This window comes from Pseudomonas sp. UFMG81 (genome assembly GCF_015354575.1).
GTDB lineage: Bacteria > Pseudomonadota > Gammaproteobacteria > Pseudomonadales > Pseudomonadaceae > Aquipseudomonas.
In genome coordinates this window covers 213,841-228,556 of the sequence record NZ_JACAFQ010000011.1, presented here as the reverse complement: position 1 = coordinate 228,556, position 14,716 = coordinate 213,841, and the positions used below count along the sequence as shown (strand labels likewise).

Sequence of the window (14,716 nt, the reverse complement as noted above, 5' to 3'; positions counted from 1 at the left end):
TGCCATCCTCTTCAGCTCACTGGCTATAGCGCGTGCTCTCAGAGCCAGACGGCGTCCCAATGTGGATACTGGCGCACACTGCTCACTAAACCGGCCCGCAAAGGGTTGGCAACGATGTATCGAGCTCTACCTTCCTGACATCGTCTTCCCGACGCAAAGCGCGGTCTTGATAGCCGGCCTGCCATATCGGCTCGTGCCGTACCCCCGCCCTGCGCAAGCCAATGCCTGTGTGGGATTTCAGCCGACGCATCAATGTGGCGAGCGTCACCTCCTGTAGTTCTATCAACCAATGCAGGTGGTCTGGCATCACCACCCAGGCCAAGGAGTTGCAGGCCCGCTCAAGGTCCGACAGGCGCAGTTGCTGGATGACGATGCGCGCATGCCTGAAATCAATGAACAGCGGCCGGCGCTGATAGGTGATGGTAGTGAGCAAATAGATCCTGCCCGGCTCCGAGAAGCGTCCTCGGCGAAGCAAGTGAGACTGGGCCAGAGTCATGAGAATCATCCTTGAACATGGATTTCCCATGAACACTAGCGGCCCGTCTTGAAACCAAGCGTGGCTGATGTTTTCCGAATGTGGCTGCGGTCGCTCTCGTAGAACGAGTGCGGGATCATCTCCCACAGGGTATGCGCAGTATTCGGGCAACCCGCTGCGCTTTCTTGACCCCGCCCAACGCCGTTTGTCGCTTCCTGATCTACGCTTTCAACGCATCGCAATCACCCTTCGTTGAAGCAAGGAGCCTGCATGACGGTCATACGTCTGCCGATGGTCATGTGCCTGGGGCTGTTGTCACTGTTGTCGGGCTGTGACAAGGAAGAGGCTACCCGGGTGTTGCCCAGGGTCGCGGTGCAGCAAGTGCAATCCACTGATTTCGCCGCCCGGGTGACCCTCACCGGCGACGTCCAGGCACGGGTGCAGACCGACCTGTCGTTCCGCGTCGGCGGCAAGATCGTCTCGCGCAGCGTCGATGTGGGCGATCACGTCAAGGCCAACCAGGTGCTGGCGCGGCTCGACCCGAAAGACCTGCAGAACAACGTCGACTCGGCCAAGGCCGAAGTGTTCGCCGAGCAGGCGCGGGTCACCCAGACCAGCGCTGCGTTCATCCGCCAGCAGAAGCTGCTGCCCAAGGGCTACACCAGCCAGAGCGAGTACGATTCCGCCGAAGCCTCGCTGCGTAGCAGCCAGAGCGCGCTCAAGGCGGCCCAGGCGCAACTGGCCAACGCCAACGAACAGCTGGGCTACACCGCCCTGGTGTCCGAGGCCGACGGGGTGATCACCGCGCGCCAGGCCGAGGTCGGCCAGGTGGTGCAGGCGACCCAGCCGATCTTCGGCCTGGCGGTCGATGGCGACCGCGATGCTGTTTTCAATGTGTACGAGTCACTGCTGCTGGCACCACACAGTGACGAAGGTGTGGTGGTCAGCCTGCTGGACAACCCGGCGATCAAGGCCGAAGGCCGGGTGCGCGAGATCACCCCCACGGTATCCGCCGAGAGCGGCACCGTGCAGGTCAAGGTCGGCCTGCGCAACGTGCCCGCCGGCATGCAGCTGGGTTCGCCGGTGACCGCCACCGGCAACGCCCAGGGGCGGCCGAGCATCGAGCTGCCGTGGGCCGCGCTGACCAAGGCGTTGCACGAACCGGCGGTGTGGGTGGTGGGCGAGGGTGACAAGGTCGAACTGCGCAAGGTCGAGGTGTCGCGCTACCTCACCGGCAAGGTGGTGATCGCCAGTGGCATCAAGGGCGGCGAGACCGTGGTGATCGGCGGCGGGCAACTGCTTCACCCCGGCATGCAGGTCGAGAAGGTCGCCGCCAAGGACGGAGGAGCCGCGCCATGAAACGCCACCTGTTGATACTCTCCGCCGGCCTGTTGCTGGGCGCCTGCGGCGGCGAGGAGATGCAACCGGAGATCGTGCGCCCGGTGCTGTCGACCCTGGTCGAGCCCCAGGTGCAGTCGCAGCTGGGCCGCTTCGCCGGCTCCATCCAGGCGCGCTTCGAGAGCACCCTGGGCTTTCGCGTGTCCGGGCGCATCGCCCGGCGCTGGCTGGATGTCGGCGCCCGGGTGAGCCCCGGCGACACCCTGGCCACCCTCGACCCGACTGACCAGCAGAACCAGCTGCGCGCCGCCGAAGGCGACCTGGCCAAGGTCCAGGCGCAATGGATCAACGCCCAGGCCGACGCGCGCCGCCAGCAGCAGCTGTACGACCGCGGCGTCGGCGCCCAGGCCCAGCTGGATATCGCCCAGACCAACCTCAAGACCACCAGCGCCTCACTGGAGCAGGCGCGCTCGGCGGTCAGCCAGGCCCGCGACCAGCTCGACTACAGCACCCTGCGCACCGACCACGCCGCCGTGGTCACCGCCTGGCAGGCCGAAGCCGGGCAGACGGTCAGCGCCGGCCAGGCTGTGGTCACCCTGGCGCGCCCCGACGTCAAGGAGGCGGTGATCGACCTGCCGATCCCCCTGGCCGAGCAACTGAGCAAGAGCCTGACCTTCACCGTCGCCTCGCAACTCGACCCGAGCATCAACACCACCGCCACCCTGCGTGAGCTGGAGCCCCAGGCCGACGCCACCACCCGCACCCGCCGGGCCCGGCTGACCCTGGCCAGCACTCCCGATGCGTTCCACCTGGGCACGGCGATCAGTGTCACCCTGACCTCGGCGGTGACCCCGCGCAGCGAGCTGCCGCTGACCGCGCTGCTGGAGCGCGACGGCAAGACCCAGGTGTGGGTGATCGACCCGCAACAGAAGACCGTGGCCACCCGCGACGTCGCGCTGATCGAGCGCACCCAGAACAGCATCGTCCTGGCTTCGGGCGTACAGCCCGGCGAGCGCGTGGTGACTGCGGGGGTCAACAGCCTCAAGCCCGGCCAGAAAGTCACATTCGACGAGGACGCACGATGAAAGGAAGCTTCAACCTCTCGGAGTGGGCGCTCAAGCACCAGTCCTTCGTCTGGTACCTGATGTTCGTCGGGTTGCTGATGGGGATCTTCTCCTACTTCAACCTGGGTCGTGAGGAAGACCCGTCCTTCACCATCAAGACCATGGTGATCCAGACCCGCTGGCCGGGTGCGACCCAGGACGAGACCCTGTACCAGGTCACCGACCGCATCGAGAAGAAGCTCGAGGAACTCGACTCGCTCGACTACACCAAGAGCTACACCCGTCCCGGCGAGTCCACGGTCTACGTCAACCTGCGCGACACCACCAAGGCCAAGGACATCCCGGAAATCTGGTACCAGGTGCGCAAGAAGATCCAGGACATCCGCGGGCAGTTCCCCCAGGGCATCCAGGGCCCGGCCTTCAACGACGAGTTCGGCGACGTGTTTGGCTCGATCTACGCCTTCACCGCCGACGGCCTCACCCTGCGCCAGCTGCGCGACTACGTGGAGCAGGCCCGTGCCGAAGTGCGCGAGGTGCCCAACATCGGCAAGATCGAGCTGATCGGCACCCAGGACGAAGTGCTCTATCTGAACTTCTCCACCCGCAAACTGGCCGCCCTGGGCATCGACCAGCGCCAGGTCATGCAGGCCCTGCAGCAGCAGAACGCGGTCACCCCGGCGGGGATGATCGAGGCGGGCCCCGAGCGCATCTCGGTGCGCACCACCGGGCAGTTCGCCTCGGAGAAAGACCTGGAAACGGTGAACCTGCGCATCAATGACCGGTTCTTCCGCCTAGCGGATATCGCCGATATCGAGCGCGGCTACGTCGACCCACCCACCTCGATGTTCCGTTTCAACGGCCAGACCGCCATTGGCCTGGCCATCGGCATGAAGGCCGGCAGCAACATCGAGGTGTTCGGTGCGGCGTTGAAGAAAAAGATGGACGAGGTGGTGCGCGACCTGCCGGTGGGCGTCGGCGTGCACAACGTGTCCGACCAGGCCGTGGTGGTCAACCAGGCGGTCGGCGGCTTCACCAGCGCACTGTTCGAAGCCGTGGTGATCGTGCTGGCGGTGAGCTTTGTCAGCCTCGGCATTCGCGCCGGGCTGGTGGTGGCCTGCTCGATCCCGCTGGTGCTGGCCATGGTCTTCGTGTTCATGGAGTACAGCGACATCACCATGCAGCGGATCTCCCTCGGCGCGCTGATCATCGCCTTGGGCCTGCTGGTGGACGATGCGATGATCACGGTGGAGGTGATGGTCACACGCCTGGAGATGGGCGAAACGAAGGAGCAGGCAGCCACCTTCGCCTACACCTCGACCGCCTTCCCCATGCTTACCGGCACCCTGGTGACCGTGGCCGGTTTCGTGCCGATCGGGCTCAATGCCAGCTCGGCGGGCGAGTACACCTACACCCTGTTCGCGGTGATCGCCGTGGCGCTGCTGGTGTCGTGGGTGGTGGCGGTGTTCTTCGCCCCGGTGCTGGGGGTGCATATCCTCGACAGCGGCAAGCTCAAGCCCCACGAGGCGGAGCCCGGGCGCGTCGGGCGGGCGTTCGAAGGCGGCCTGCTGTGGTGCATGCGCCACCGCTGGCTGACCATCATCGGCACCGTGCTGCTGTTCGCCCTGTCGATCTTCAGCATGCGCTTCGTGCAGAACCAGTTCTTCCCCTCCTCGGACCGCCCGGAAATCCTCGTCGACCTCAACCTGCCGCAGAACGCCTCGATCGAGGAGACGCGCAAGGTGGTCGACCGGCTTGAAGCGAAGATCAAGGACGACCCCGACCTGGTGCGCTGGAGTACCTACATCGGCCAGGGCGCGATCCGTTTCTACCTGCCCCTGGACCAGCAGTTGCAGAACCCGTACTACGCCCAGCTGGTGATCGTCAGCAAGGGCTTCGAAGAGCGCGAAGGCATGATCCAGCGCTTGCAGAAGCTGCTGCACGAAGAGTTCGTGGGCGTGGGCACCAACGTCCAGTCGCTGGAGATGGGCCCGCCGGTGGGGCGGCCGATCCAGTACCGGGTCAGCGGCAAGGATATCGACCTGGTGCGCAAGCACGCCATCGAGCTGGCGACCTTCCTCGACAGCAACGAGCACATCGGCGAGATGATCTACGACTGGAACGAGCCGGGTAAGGTGCTGCGCATCGAGATCGCCCAGGACAAGGCGCGCCAGCTGGGCCTGTCCTCGGAAGACGTGGCCAACGTGATGAACAGCATCGTCAGCGGCGTGCAGGTCACCCAGGTCAACGACAACATCTACCTGGTCAACGTGGTGGCACGCGCCGTGGACAGCGAACGCGGCTCGCCCGACACCTTGCAGAACCTGCAGATCGTCACCCCCAGCGGCACTTCGATCCCGCTGCTGGCGTTCGCCACCGTGCGCTACGAGCTGGAACAGCCGCTGGTCTGGCGACGCGATCGCAAGCCCACCATCACCATCAAGGCTTCGGTGGTCGGCGATATCCAGCCCACCGACCTGGTGGCCCAGCTCAAACCCGGCATCGACGACTTCGCCAGCAAGCTGCCGGTGGGCTATGAAGTGCAGACCGGCGGTACGGTGGAGGAGAGCGGCAAGGCCCAGGGCCCGATCGCCCAGGTGATCCCGCTGATGCTGTTCCTGATGGCGACCTTCCTGATGATCCAGCTGCACAGCGTGCAGAAGCTGTTCCTGGTGGTCAGCGTGGCGCCGCTGGGGCTGATCGGTGTGGTCGTGGCGCTGGTGCCCACCGGCACGCCCATGGGCTTCGTGGCGATCCTCGGGATCCTCGCCCTGGCCGGGATCATCATCCGCAACTCGGTGATCCTGGTGACCCAGATCGACGAGTTCGAAGAGCAGGGGTATTCACCCTGGGATGCGGTGATGGAGGCGACCAACCACCGGCGCCGGCCGATCCTGCTGACCGCGGCGGCGGCGAGCCTGGGCATGGTGCCGATTGCCCGGGAAGTGTTCTGGGGGCCGATGGCCTACGCCATGATCGGCGGCATCATCAGTGCAACGCTGCTGACGCTGCTGTTCCTGCCGGCGTTGTACGTGGCCTGGTACAAGATCCGCGAGCCGGAGAAACAATCCAGTTGAGCCATGGAGCCGCTTCGCGGCCCTTTCCGGCCGGTCCGGCGCCCCGGCAAGGCCGCTCCTACAGAGGTTACGCGATCCCCTGTAGGAGCGGCCTTGTGTCGCGAAAGGGGCGCAAAGCGCCCCCAGGGTCATGGGCTTCCGGTATAGGCTTTCAAGTTATATAAACATTCTTAAACAGTATTTTTAAGAATATCCGCGCCTCACTAGTATTGCCCTCAAGCCAGGCGCAAATCCCCTTCGAACCTCTGCCCGGCACCCTTACCTCAAGGAGAACGAGCATGAGTGCATCGCTGCGCAGCATCGACGGTCAGGACGAAGCCACCATTCTGCGGGAAATCCAGAGCGCCCTGCGCGACCTGCGCTTTGGCGCGGTGGAAATCACCGTGCACAACGCACAGGTGGTGCAGATCGAGCGCAAGGAGAAGTTCCGCCTGCAACAGCCCGCCAACAAGGCCGGCTGATCACGCAATACCCACCTATTAGAAAAATGCCAATCGGGAGCTTCACCATGTCCATCCGCCGTTATGCGCTTGCCGCCCTGGCCAGTGCCGTTTTTGCCGGTTCCGCGATCGCCAAGGACTACGAGCTGCTCAACGTGTCCTATGACCCGACCCGCGAGCTGTACCAGCAGTACAACGCCGAGTTCATCAAGCACTGGCAGGCCGCCAACCCGAACGACAAGGTGAAGATCCAGCAATCCCACGGCGGTTCAGGCAAGCAGGCCCGCGCGGTGATCGATGGCCTGCGCGCCGACGTGGTCACCCTGGCCCTGGCCGGTGACATCGATGAAGTGGCCAAGCTCGGCAAGGCCCTGCCGGAGGACTGGCAGAAGCGCCTGCCGCAAGCCAGCACCCCCTACACCTCGACCATCGTGTTCCTGGTGCGCAAGGGCAACCCGAAAGGCATCAAGGACTGGGGCGACCTGATCAAGAAGGACGTCGCGGTGATCACCCCCAACCCGAAAACCTCCGGCGGCGCCCGCTGGAACTTCCTCGCCGCCTGGGCCTACGGCCTGAAGGCCGGCGGCAGCGAAGACAAGGCCAAGGCCTACGTGCAGGAGCTGTTCAAGCACGTACCGGTGCTGGACACCGGCGCCCGCGGCTCAACCATCACTTTCGTCAACAACGGCCAGGGCGACGTGCTGCTGGCCTGGGAGAACGAAGCGTTCCTGGCGCTCAAGGAGGACGGTGGCAGCGACAAGTTCGAGATTGTCGTGCCGTCGCTGTCGATCCTGGCCGAGCCACCGGTTGCGGTGGTGGACAAGAACGCCGAGAAGAAGGGCAACGAGAAGATCGCCGAAGCGTACCTTGAGCACCTGTACAGCCCGGCGGGCCAGAAGATCGCCGCCGAAAACTTCTACCGTCCACGTGACGAGAAAGTCGCCGCCGAGTTCGGCAAGCAGTTCCCGAAACTGGACCTGGTGACCATCGACAAGGACTTCGGTGGCTGGAAGACTGCGCAACCGAAGTTCTTCAATGACGGCGGTGTGTTCGACCAGATCTATCAGGCACAGTAACCCGAATACCGATAGCTGCATGCGTGGGAGCGGGCTTGCCCCGCGATGACGGCGGTGAATCCACCATCGCCATCGCGGGGCAAGCCCGCTCCCACGAACCGCACTTTCGTTAGCCTGCACCGGCCCGGGATGAACCCCGGGCCTCGTGCGTTCAACCAGGGACCTTTATGTCACGTCGTATATCCCCCGTCATACCCGGCTTCGGGCTGACGCTGGGCTACACCTTGGTGTACCTCAGCCTGATCGTGCTGATACCGCTGGCGGCCATGTTCATCCATGCCTCGCAGCTCACCTGGGAGCAGTTCTGGAACATCGTCAGCGCGCCACGGGTCATCGCCGCGCTGAAGCTGAGTTTCGGCACCGCCCTGTTCGCCGCCATCATCAACGGCGTGATCGGCACCCTGCTGGCCTGGGTGCTGGTGCGCTACACCTTCCCCGGGCGCAAGGTCATCGACGCGATGATCGACCTGCCGTTCGCCCTGCCCACGGCGGTGGCCGGTATCGCGCTGACCGCGCTGTACGCACCGGCCGGCTGGGTCGGCCAGTTCGCTACCGACCTGGGCTTCAAGATCGCCTACACCCCGCTTGGCATCACCCTGGCGCTGACCTTCGTCACCTTGCCGTTCGTGGTGCGCACGGTGCAGCCGGTGCTGGCCGACATCCCCCGTGAAGTGGAAGAGGCCGCTGCCTGCCTGGGCGCGAAACCGCTGCAAGTGTTCCGCCACGTGCTGGCGCCGGCGCTGCTGCCCGCCTGGCTGACCGGCTTCGCCCTGGCCTTCGCCCGCGGCGTGGGCGAGTACGGCTCGGTGATCTTCATCGCTGGCAACATGCCGATGAAGACCGAGATCCTGCCGCTGCTGATCATGGTCAAGCTCGACCAATACGACTACACCGGCGCCACCGCCATCGGCGTTTTGATGCTGGTGGTTTCCTTCATTCTGCTGCTGCTGATCAACCTGCTGCAGCGGCGCATCGAAACCCCGTGAAGGAGGCCTGCTAATGTCTTCATCGACCCTTGGCGCGACCGCCGCCGCCAACGCCGCCCGGCGTGGCAGCGCCACCTCGCGCCGCGTACTGATCACACTGGCCTGGATCGTCTTCGCGCTGTTCCTGGCCTTGCCGCTGGTGATCGTGGTGTCCCAGGCCCTGAAGAACGGCTTCGGCACTTTCTTCGAGGCGATCTTCGAGGCCGACGCGTTGTCGGCGCTCAAGCTCACCTTGCTGGCGGTGGCCATCTCGGTGCCACTGAACCTGCTGTTCGGGGTCAGCGCCGCCTGGTGCGTGAGCAAGTACAGCTTTCGTGGCAAAAGTATCCTGGTGACCCTGATCGACCTGCCGTTCTCGGTGTCGCCGGTGATCGCCGGCCTGGTCTACGTGCTGATGTTCGGCGCCCAGGGCCTGTTCGGGCCGTGGTTGCAGGACCATGACATCCAGATCGTGTTCGCCCTGCCGGGCATTGTGCTTGCGACCATCTTCGTCACCGTGCCGTTCGTGGCCCGTGAACTGATCCCGCTGATGCAGGAGCAGGGCACGCAAGAAGAAGAGGCCGCGCGTCTGCTGGGGGCCAACGGCTGGCAGATGTTCTGGCACGTCACCCTGCCGAACATCAAGTGGGGCCTGATCTACGGCGTGGTGCTGTGCACCGCGCGGGCCATGGGCGAGTTCGGCGCGGTGTCCGTCGTATCCGGCCATATCCGCGGCGTCACCAACACCTTGCCGCTGCACGTGGAGATCCTCTACAACGAGTACAACCATGTCGCGGCCTTCAGCGTGGCCAGCCTGCTGCTGATCCTGGCGCTCTTCATCCTGCTGCTCAAGCAGTGGAGCGAGAACCGTATTAACCGCCTGCGCCACAGCGCCGCGGAGGAATGATTCATGTCGATCGAAGTTCGTAACGTCAGCAAGCGCTTCAACAGCTTCCAGGCCCTGGACAACATCAACCTGGATATCCACAGCGGCGAGCTGGTGGCCCTGCTCGGCCCGTCCGGCTGCGGCAAGACCACCCTGTTGCGCATCATCGCCGGGCTCGAGACGCCAGACGACGGCAGCATCGTGTTCCACGGCGAGGATGTGTCCGGCCACGACGTGCGCGATCGCAACGTCGGTTTCGTGTTCCAGCACTACGCGCTGTTCCGCCACATGAGCGTGTTCGACAACGTCGCCTTCGGCCTGCGCATGAAGCCCAAGGGCGAGCGCCCCAGCGAAAGCAAGATCGCCGAGAAGGTCCATGAGCTGCTGAACATGGTCCAGCTCGACTGGCTGTCCGACCGCTACCCCGAGCAGCTGTCCGGTGGCCAGCGCCAGCGTATCGCCCTGGCCCGCGCCCTGGCGGTGGAGCCCAAGGTATTGCTGCTCGACGAGCCGTTCGGGGCCCTGGATGCCAAGGTGCGCAAGGAGCTGCGCCGCTGGCTGGCGCGCCTGCACGAGGACATCAACCTGACCTCGGTGTTCGTCACCCACGACCAGGAAGAGGCGATGGAAGTCGCCGACCGTATCGTGGTGATGAACAAGGGCGTGATCGAGCAGATCGGCTCGCCGGGCGAGGTGTACGAGAAGCCGGCCAACGATTTCGTCTACCACTTCCTGGGTGATTCCAACCGCCTGGCGCTGAGCGAAGGGCACCATGTGCTGTTCCGTCCACATGAAGTGTCGCTGTCGCGGCATGAGACCGAGGGCCACCATGCCGCCGAGGTGCGCGACATTCGCCCGCTGGGCGCGACCACCCGGGTGACCTTGAAGGTGGAAGGGCAGAGCGAGCTGATCGAGGCCGAAGTGGTCAAGGACCACGACAGCCTGACCGGGCTGGCGCGCGGGGAGACGTTGTTCTTCCGGCCGAAGGTGTGGCAGAAGGTGGCGGATATCTGATTCGTCAGTTGCATGAAGAGCCCGGGCCTGGTCCCGGGTTTTTTATTGCCTGGGGGATTATTGGGGCTGCTGCGCAGCCCTTCGCGACACAAGGCCGCTCCTACAGGCGATTGCGTACCTCTGTAGGAGCGGCCTTGTGTCGCGAACGAGGGCGAAGCCCTCGCGGCAATTTGATGCCTTACGCACATATTTGTAATGCCCGCAAAGCATCGCCAGGCCGCGATTCGGCTGCAGCCCTTTACCACCAGGGCTTTCAGCAATCCGCCAAAAACACATATGCAAATAAGGCCTAACCATAACAACAAACATTACTTTATGACCTAAGCCCCTGCCCCCGATGATTTAGCCACACACCTGAATCAACACCCCCAGGGAGTTTCAGCAATGGGTAATGTCCAGTCGGCCGTCAGGGCCTTCGAGCAGCCATGGCACCCGGCCTCGGGCGACCTGGTCGAGCTTGGCCGCCCGCTGCGCCTGCCGCTTGGCCAGTTGCGCCTGCAACGCACGCCGGTGAGTGGCCTCAAACGCCGCGACAAGCTGGCGCTGGGCCTGCTGGTGCTGGCCTTGCACGGCGCCGCCGCCTACTGGATCAGCCAGGCGCCGACTCCGGCGCTGCCGGTCGTACCGCCGCAGATCCCACCCATGACCATCGAGTTCGCCGCGCCCGCGCCGCCGGTGGTCGAGCCGCCGCCGCCCGCCCCGGCACCGCCTGTGGTCGAACCGCCACCGCCGGTGGTCGACGAGCTGGCCGCCAAGCCAAAGCCCAAGCCGAAACCCGTGCCCAAGCCGGTGGCCAAGCCGCAACCCAAGCCGCAGCCGAAACCCGTTGAAGCACCGCCGCCAACACCGTTGGCTGCCCCGGCGCCGCCAGCCCCACCCGCGCCGGCCCCGGTAACGCCAGCATCGGCCAACGCCGCCTACCTGAAGAACCCAGCACCGGAATACCCGCAGATGGCCCTGCGCCGGGGCTGGGAGGGCACCGTGCTGCTGCGCGTCGAGGTACTGCCCAGCGGCAAGCCGGGGCAGATCCAGCTGCAGCAGAGCAGTGGCCGCGAGGCCCTGGACGCCGCCGCACTGGCTGCGGTCAAGCGCTGGAGCTTCGTCCCCGCCAAGCAGGGCGACGTGGCCCTGGCCGGCTGGGTCAGCGTACCCATCGATTTCAAGCTTCGTTAACTTGCGACCGCACTAAGGAAGGACGACATCATGAGCCTGTTGGCATCCCCCCTCGAATCCGTTGAAAGCGCCGTCATCTGGCTGTTGGTCGGCTTCTCCGTGGCCACCTGGGCCCTGGCGCTGGTCAAGGTCGTGCAGTTCGCGCGCCTCAAGCGTCAGGACAAGCGCTTCCACCAGCAGTTCTGGGCCGCATCGAGTCTCGACTCGGCCGCCGACGTGAGCCATGACCACCCCGGCCCGGCCGCCCGCGTGGCCCAGGCCGGCTATGCCGCCATCGCCGTCGGCGAGCCCGGGCAAGCCAACGACCTGAGCCAGGCGATCAACCATCAGGACCGCCTTGAGCGTGCCCTGCGCCAGCAGATCGTCCGCGAGCGCCGCTCGCTGGAAACCGGCCTGGCGGTGGTCGCCAGTATCGGCAGCACCTCACCCTTCATCGGCCTGTTCGGCACCGTCTGGGGCATCATGGAGGCGCTCAAGGGCATCAGCGCGGCAGGCTCTGCAAGCCTGGAAACCGTGGCCGGCCCGATCGGCGCGGCGCTGGTGGCCACCGGCGTGGGTATCGCCGTCGCGGTGCCGGCGGTGCTGGTCTACAACTACTTCCTGCGCCGGCTCAAGCTGACCGCCGCCGACCTCGACGACTTCGCCCATGACTTCTACAGCCTGGCGCAGAAGAGTGCCTTCCGCGTGCTGCTGCACCCGGCGGTGCAGCGCCAGCAGGCCGGCTTCAACCAACCTGTGAAGGAGGCCTCCTGACATGGCCTTCTCGACCCAGGACAGCGATGAAGTATTGAGTGAAATCAACGTCACGCCGTTGGTGGACGTCATGCTGGTGCTGCTGGTGGTGTTCATCGTCACCGCGCCGCTGCTGACCAACGCCATCCCCATCAACCTGCCCAAGACCGAGGCCGTGGCCCCGGTGGAGCAGAAGGACCCGCTGGTGGTGAGCATCGATGGCGGCGGCAAGCTGTTCATCAACAAGGACGAGATCCAGCCCGAGCAGCTGGAAACCAACCTCAAGGCCGCCAAGGGCAAGGATGCCGAGCTGCGTGTGCAGCTGCAGGCCGACGATGGCGTGAACTATGGCGAAGTCGCCCGGGCCATGGCGGCCATCGAACGGGCCGGCATTACCAAGCTGGCGGTGATTACCGCGCGCTGACCGGCCATACCCCCTTCAGGCAAGTGCTTATGGGCCATTTTCCTTGGCAGGGGATGGCCCTTTTTTTGTTGTCTCGATTTGCCTTTTTGTAGGAGCGGCCTTGCCGGGGCGCCGGACCGGCCGGAAAGGGCCGCAAAGCGGCCCCCGGATTTCAATATTGAGGCATAGATCGCTGGGGCCGCTACGCAGCCCTTTCGCGGCACAAGGCCGCACCTACAGAGGTCGCGTAGGGCCATTGTCGGTTTCATAGTCATAAAACGAATAAACAAATGAAAAAATATGATTTATGGGTATATGTGACCAACTGTTAAGGTCACTTCCATCCAGCGGGGCCATCCCCTCGCGGCCCTGCAATCGAATCGAAGGAAGCGCTTTCAATGCTGGTTGTTTCTGTCGGGGGTAGCCCCAGTCTTCGTTCCCGCTCCGGCGTGTTGCTGGAACGCACCCGCGACTGGCTGCAAGAGCGTGGTGTCGAGGTGGTGACCTTCCAGGTGCGTGAATTCAACGCCGAAGACCTGCTGCACGCGCGCTTCGACAGCCCGCAGGTACGCCACTTCAACGAACTGGTGGCCCAGGCCGACGGCCTGGTGGTGGCCACCCCGGTGTACAAGGCCTCGTTTGCCGGCGCGCTGAAAACCCTGCTCGACCTGCTGCCCGAGCGCGCCCTGGAACACAAGGTGGTGCTGCCAATCGCCACCGGCGGCAGCATCGCCCACATGCTCGCCGTGGACTACGCACTCAAGCCGGTGCTGTCTGCCCTGAAGGCGCAAGAGACCCTGCAAGGGATCTTCGCCGACGACAGCCAGATCGCCTACGGCGAAGGCCACAAGCCCGCGCAGTTGGCAGCGGCGCTGGAACAGCGCTTGCTGGACTCGCTGGAAACCTTCCACGGCGCCCTGGCGCGGCGGCCACGGCCAGTCGCCCCGGGTGTGCTCAACGAACGCCTGCTCAGTGCCCGCTGGAGCATCTGAGCCACTGCTTTACCGCTTCACTGCTGTCCCACCTTACTCGCCCGTCAACGAGGCAAGCAGGTGCAACCCGAACCCAACTCGCACAGGAGAGCGCCATGCGCACTGTCTTCTTGCGTCGTGGTCTGGTCGCCCTGTTCGCGGCGGCTGTGTCCTTCGGCGCCATCACCCAAGCCCAGGCCGAGAGCCTGCGTATCGGTTACCAGAAATACGGCACCCTGGTGCTGCTCAAGGCCAAGGGCACCCTGGAAAAACGCCTGAAAGCCCAAGGCATCGACGTGCAATGGACCGAGTTCCCCGGCGGCCCGCAGTTGCTCGAAGGGCTGAATGTCGGCTCCATCGACTTCGGTGTCACCGGCGAGACCCCGCCGGTGTTCGCCCAGGCCGCCGGCGCCGACCTGCTCTACGTTGCCTATGAACCGCCAGCGCCGCACAGCGAGGCGATCCTCGTGCCCAAAGGCTCGCCGATCCAGTCGGTGAAAGAGCTCAAGGGCAAGAAAGTCGCGTTCAACAAAGGCTCCAACGTTCACTACCTGTTGGTGCGCGCCCTGCAAGACGCTGGCCTCACCTACGCCGATATCCAACCGATCTACCTGCCGCCGGCCGACGCCCGCGCCGCCTTCGAGCGCGGCAGCGTCGATGCCTGGGTAATCTGGGACCCGTACCAGGCCGCCGCCGAGCAACAGTTGCAGGCCCGCACCCTGCGTGACGGCAAGGGCCTGGTCGACAACCACCAGTTCTACCTGGCCACCCGCAGCTATGCCACCCAGCACCCGGCGGTGATCAACACCCTGGTGGAGGAAGTGCGCGCCGTCGGCCAGTGGTCCCAGGCCAACCCGCAAGAGGTGACCGACCAGGTCGCACCGCTGCTCGGCCTGCCCGCCGACATCACCCTGACTTCGGTGAAGCGCCAGGGCTACGGTGCCGCGCCGCTGACGCCGGAAGTGATCGCCGCGCAGCAGAAGATCGCCGACACCTTCCAGGCCCTGAAGCTGATTCCCAAGCCCTTGAGCATCAAGGACGTGATCTGGACACCCCCCGCCAAGGTCGCCAGCGCGCCTTGATCGAATCGCCAGTGCCGGGGCAC

13 protein-coding genes and 1 pseudogene are annotated in these 14,716 nt (G+C 64.9%); 13 read left to right on the top strand and 1 reads right to left on the bottom strand.

Going from position 1 to position 14,716, the window contains the following annotated elements; genetic code table 11:
- Positions 1–38 precede the first annotated feature (38 nt).
- Positions 39–496 (bottom strand): annotated as a pseudogene (locus IX761_RS11385) (REP-associated tyrosine transposase).
- Positions 497–745: 249 nt separating this feature from the next.
- On the opposite strand from IX761_RS11385, the gene IX761_RS11380 reads away from it, so the two are divergent.
- The 13 genes from IX761_RS11380 to IX761_RS11320 all read left to right on the top strand — a co-directional run bounded on the left by IX761_RS11380 (position 746) and on the right by IX761_RS11320 (position 14,693).
- Positions 746–1,834 carry an efflux RND transporter periplasmic adaptor subunit gene (locus IX761_RS11380; protein WP_194789683.1) on the top strand — a complete coding sequence of 363 codons (1,089 nt, stop codon included), beginning with the start codon at positions 746–748 and terminating at the stop codon, positions 1,832–1,834.
- Positions 1,831–2,898, top strand: coding sequence for an efflux RND transporter periplasmic adaptor subunit (locus IX761_RS11375; RefSeq protein ID WP_194789682.1), 1,068 nt, complete (start codon positions 1,831–1,833; stop codon positions 2,896–2,898). Before IX761_RS11380 ends, IX761_RS11375 begins: the two co-directional genes overlap by 4 nt.
- The gene (locus IX761_RS11370) at positions 2,895–5,951 is read left to right on the top strand and encodes an efflux RND transporter permease subunit (RefSeq protein WP_194789681.1); all 3,057 of its coding nucleotides are present in this window, start codon (positions 2,895–2,897) and stop codon (positions 5,949–5,951) included. The genes IX761_RS11375 and IX761_RS11370 overlap by 4 nt, the downstream gene beginning before the upstream one ends.
- 278 nt (positions 5,952–6,229) lie before the next feature.
- A complete protein-coding gene (gene oscA / locus IX761_RS11365; RefSeq protein WP_099814438.1) occupies positions 6,230–6,412 on the top strand; it encodes a sulfur starvation response protein OscA in 183 nt (60 codons plus the stop codon).
- Positions 6,413–6,459: 47 nt separating this feature from the next.
- Positions 6,460–7,467 carry a sulfate ABC transporter substrate-binding protein gene (locus tag IX761_RS11360; protein ID WP_194789680.1) on the top strand — a complete coding sequence of 336 codons (1,008 nt, stop codon included), beginning with the start codon at positions 6,460–6,462 and terminating at the stop codon, positions 7,465–7,467.
- A gap of 167 nt (positions 7,468–7,634) precedes the next feature.
- On the top strand, positions 7,635–8,453 hold the full coding sequence (gene cysT, locus IX761_RS11355) for a sulfate ABC transporter permease subunit CysT (protein WP_023629656.1): 819 nt from the start codon (positions 7,635–7,637) through the stop codon (positions 8,451–8,453).
- 13 nt (positions 8,454–8,466) lie between these two features.
- Positions 8,467–9,339: a sulfate ABC transporter permease subunit CysW gene (cysW, locus tag IX761_RS11350; protein ID WP_046853746.1), complete on the top strand. Its 873-nt coding sequence runs from the start codon at positions 8,467–8,469 to the stop codon at positions 9,337–9,339.
- Positions 9,340–9,342: 3 nt separating this feature from the next.
- Positions 9,343–10,332 (top strand): sulfate/molybdate ABC transporter ATP-binding protein, encoded by a 990-nt coding sequence (locus IX761_RS11345; RefSeq protein ID WP_008093195.1) that lies wholly within the window; start codon positions 9,343–9,345, stop codon positions 10,330–10,332.
- Between the two features lie 384 nt (positions 10,333–10,716).
- A complete protein-coding gene (locus IX761_RS11340) occupies positions 10,717–11,505 on the top strand; it encodes an energy transducer TonB (RefSeq protein ID WP_194789679.1) in 789 nt (262 codons plus the stop codon).
- 30 nt (positions 11,506–11,535) lie between these two features.
- Positions 11,536–12,258, top strand: a complete 723-nt coding sequence (locus IX761_RS11335; RefSeq protein WP_194789678.1) for a MotA/TolQ/ExbB proton channel family protein — start codon at positions 11,536–11,538, stop codon at positions 12,256–12,258.
- A 1-nt stretch (position 12,259) separates the two neighbouring features.
- Positions 12,260–12,661, top strand: coding sequence for an ExbD/TolR family protein (locus IX761_RS11330; RefSeq protein ID WP_194789677.1), 402 nt, complete (start codon positions 12,260–12,262; stop codon positions 12,659–12,661).
- Between the two features lie 377 nt (positions 12,662–13,038).
- Entirely contained in the window at positions 13,039–13,632 is a 594-nt protein-coding gene (gene ssuE, locus IX761_RS11325) for an NADPH-dependent FMN reductase (protein WP_194789676.1), read from the top strand.
- A gap of 95 nt (positions 13,633–13,727) precedes the next feature.
- Positions 13,728–14,693: a sulfonate ABC transporter substrate-binding protein gene (locus IX761_RS11320; RefSeq protein ID WP_194789675.1), complete on the top strand. Its 966-nt coding sequence runs from the start codon at positions 13,728–13,730 to the stop codon at positions 14,691–14,693.
- The last annotated feature ends 23 nt before the right edge of the window (positions 14,694–14,716 follow it).

Bases quoted from the DNA above. Each gene is read 5' to 3' on its own strand.
- IX761_RS11380 (WP_194789683.1), top strand. From the start codon at position 746: ATGACGGTCATACGTCTGCCGATGGTCATGTGCCTGGGGCTGTTGTCA.
- cysT (WP_023629656.1), top strand. From the start codon at position 7,635: ATGTCACGTCGTATATCCCCCGTCATACCCGGCTTCGGGCTGACGCTG.
- IX761_RS11320 (WP_194789675.1), top strand. From the start codon at position 13,728: ATGCGCACTGTCTTCTTGCGTCGTGGTCTGGTCGCCCTGTTCGCGGCG.
- cysW (WP_046853746.1), top strand. From the start codon at position 8,467: ATGTCTTCATCGACCCTTGGCGCGACCGCCGCCGCCAACGCCGCCCGG.
- IX761_RS11375 (WP_194789682.1), top strand. From the start codon at position 1,831: ATGAAACGCCACCTGTTGATACTCTCCGCCGGCCTGTTGCTGGGCGCC.
- IX761_RS11345 (WP_008093195.1), top strand. From the start codon at position 9,343: ATGTCGATCGAAGTTCGTAACGTCAGCAAGCGCTTCAACAGCTTCCAG.
- oscA (WP_099814438.1), top strand. From the start codon at position 6,230: ATGAGTGCATCGCTGCGCAGCATCGACGGTCAGGACGAAGCCACCATT.
- IX761_RS11330 (WP_194789677.1), top strand. From the start codon at position 12,260: ATGGCCTTCTCGACCCAGGACAGCGATGAAGTATTGAGTGAAATCAAC.
- IX761_RS11335 (WP_194789678.1), top strand. From the start codon at position 11,536: ATGAGCCTGTTGGCATCCCCCCTCGAATCCGTTGAAAGCGCCGTCATC.
- IX761_RS11370 (WP_194789681.1), top strand. From the start codon at position 2,895: ATGAAAGGAAGCTTCAACCTCTCGGAGTGGGCGCTCAAGCACCAGTCC.
- ssuE (WP_194789676.1), top strand. From the start codon at position 13,039: ATGCTGGTTGTTTCTGTCGGGGGTAGCCCCAGTCTTCGTTCCCGCTCC.
- IX761_RS11360 (WP_194789680.1), top strand. From the start codon at position 6,460: ATGTCCATCCGCCGTTATGCGCTTGCCGCCCTGGCCAGTGCCGTTTTT.
- IX761_RS11340 (WP_194789679.1), top strand. From the start codon at position 10,717: ATGGGTAATGTCCAGTCGGCCGTCAGGGCCTTCGAGCAGCCATGGCAC.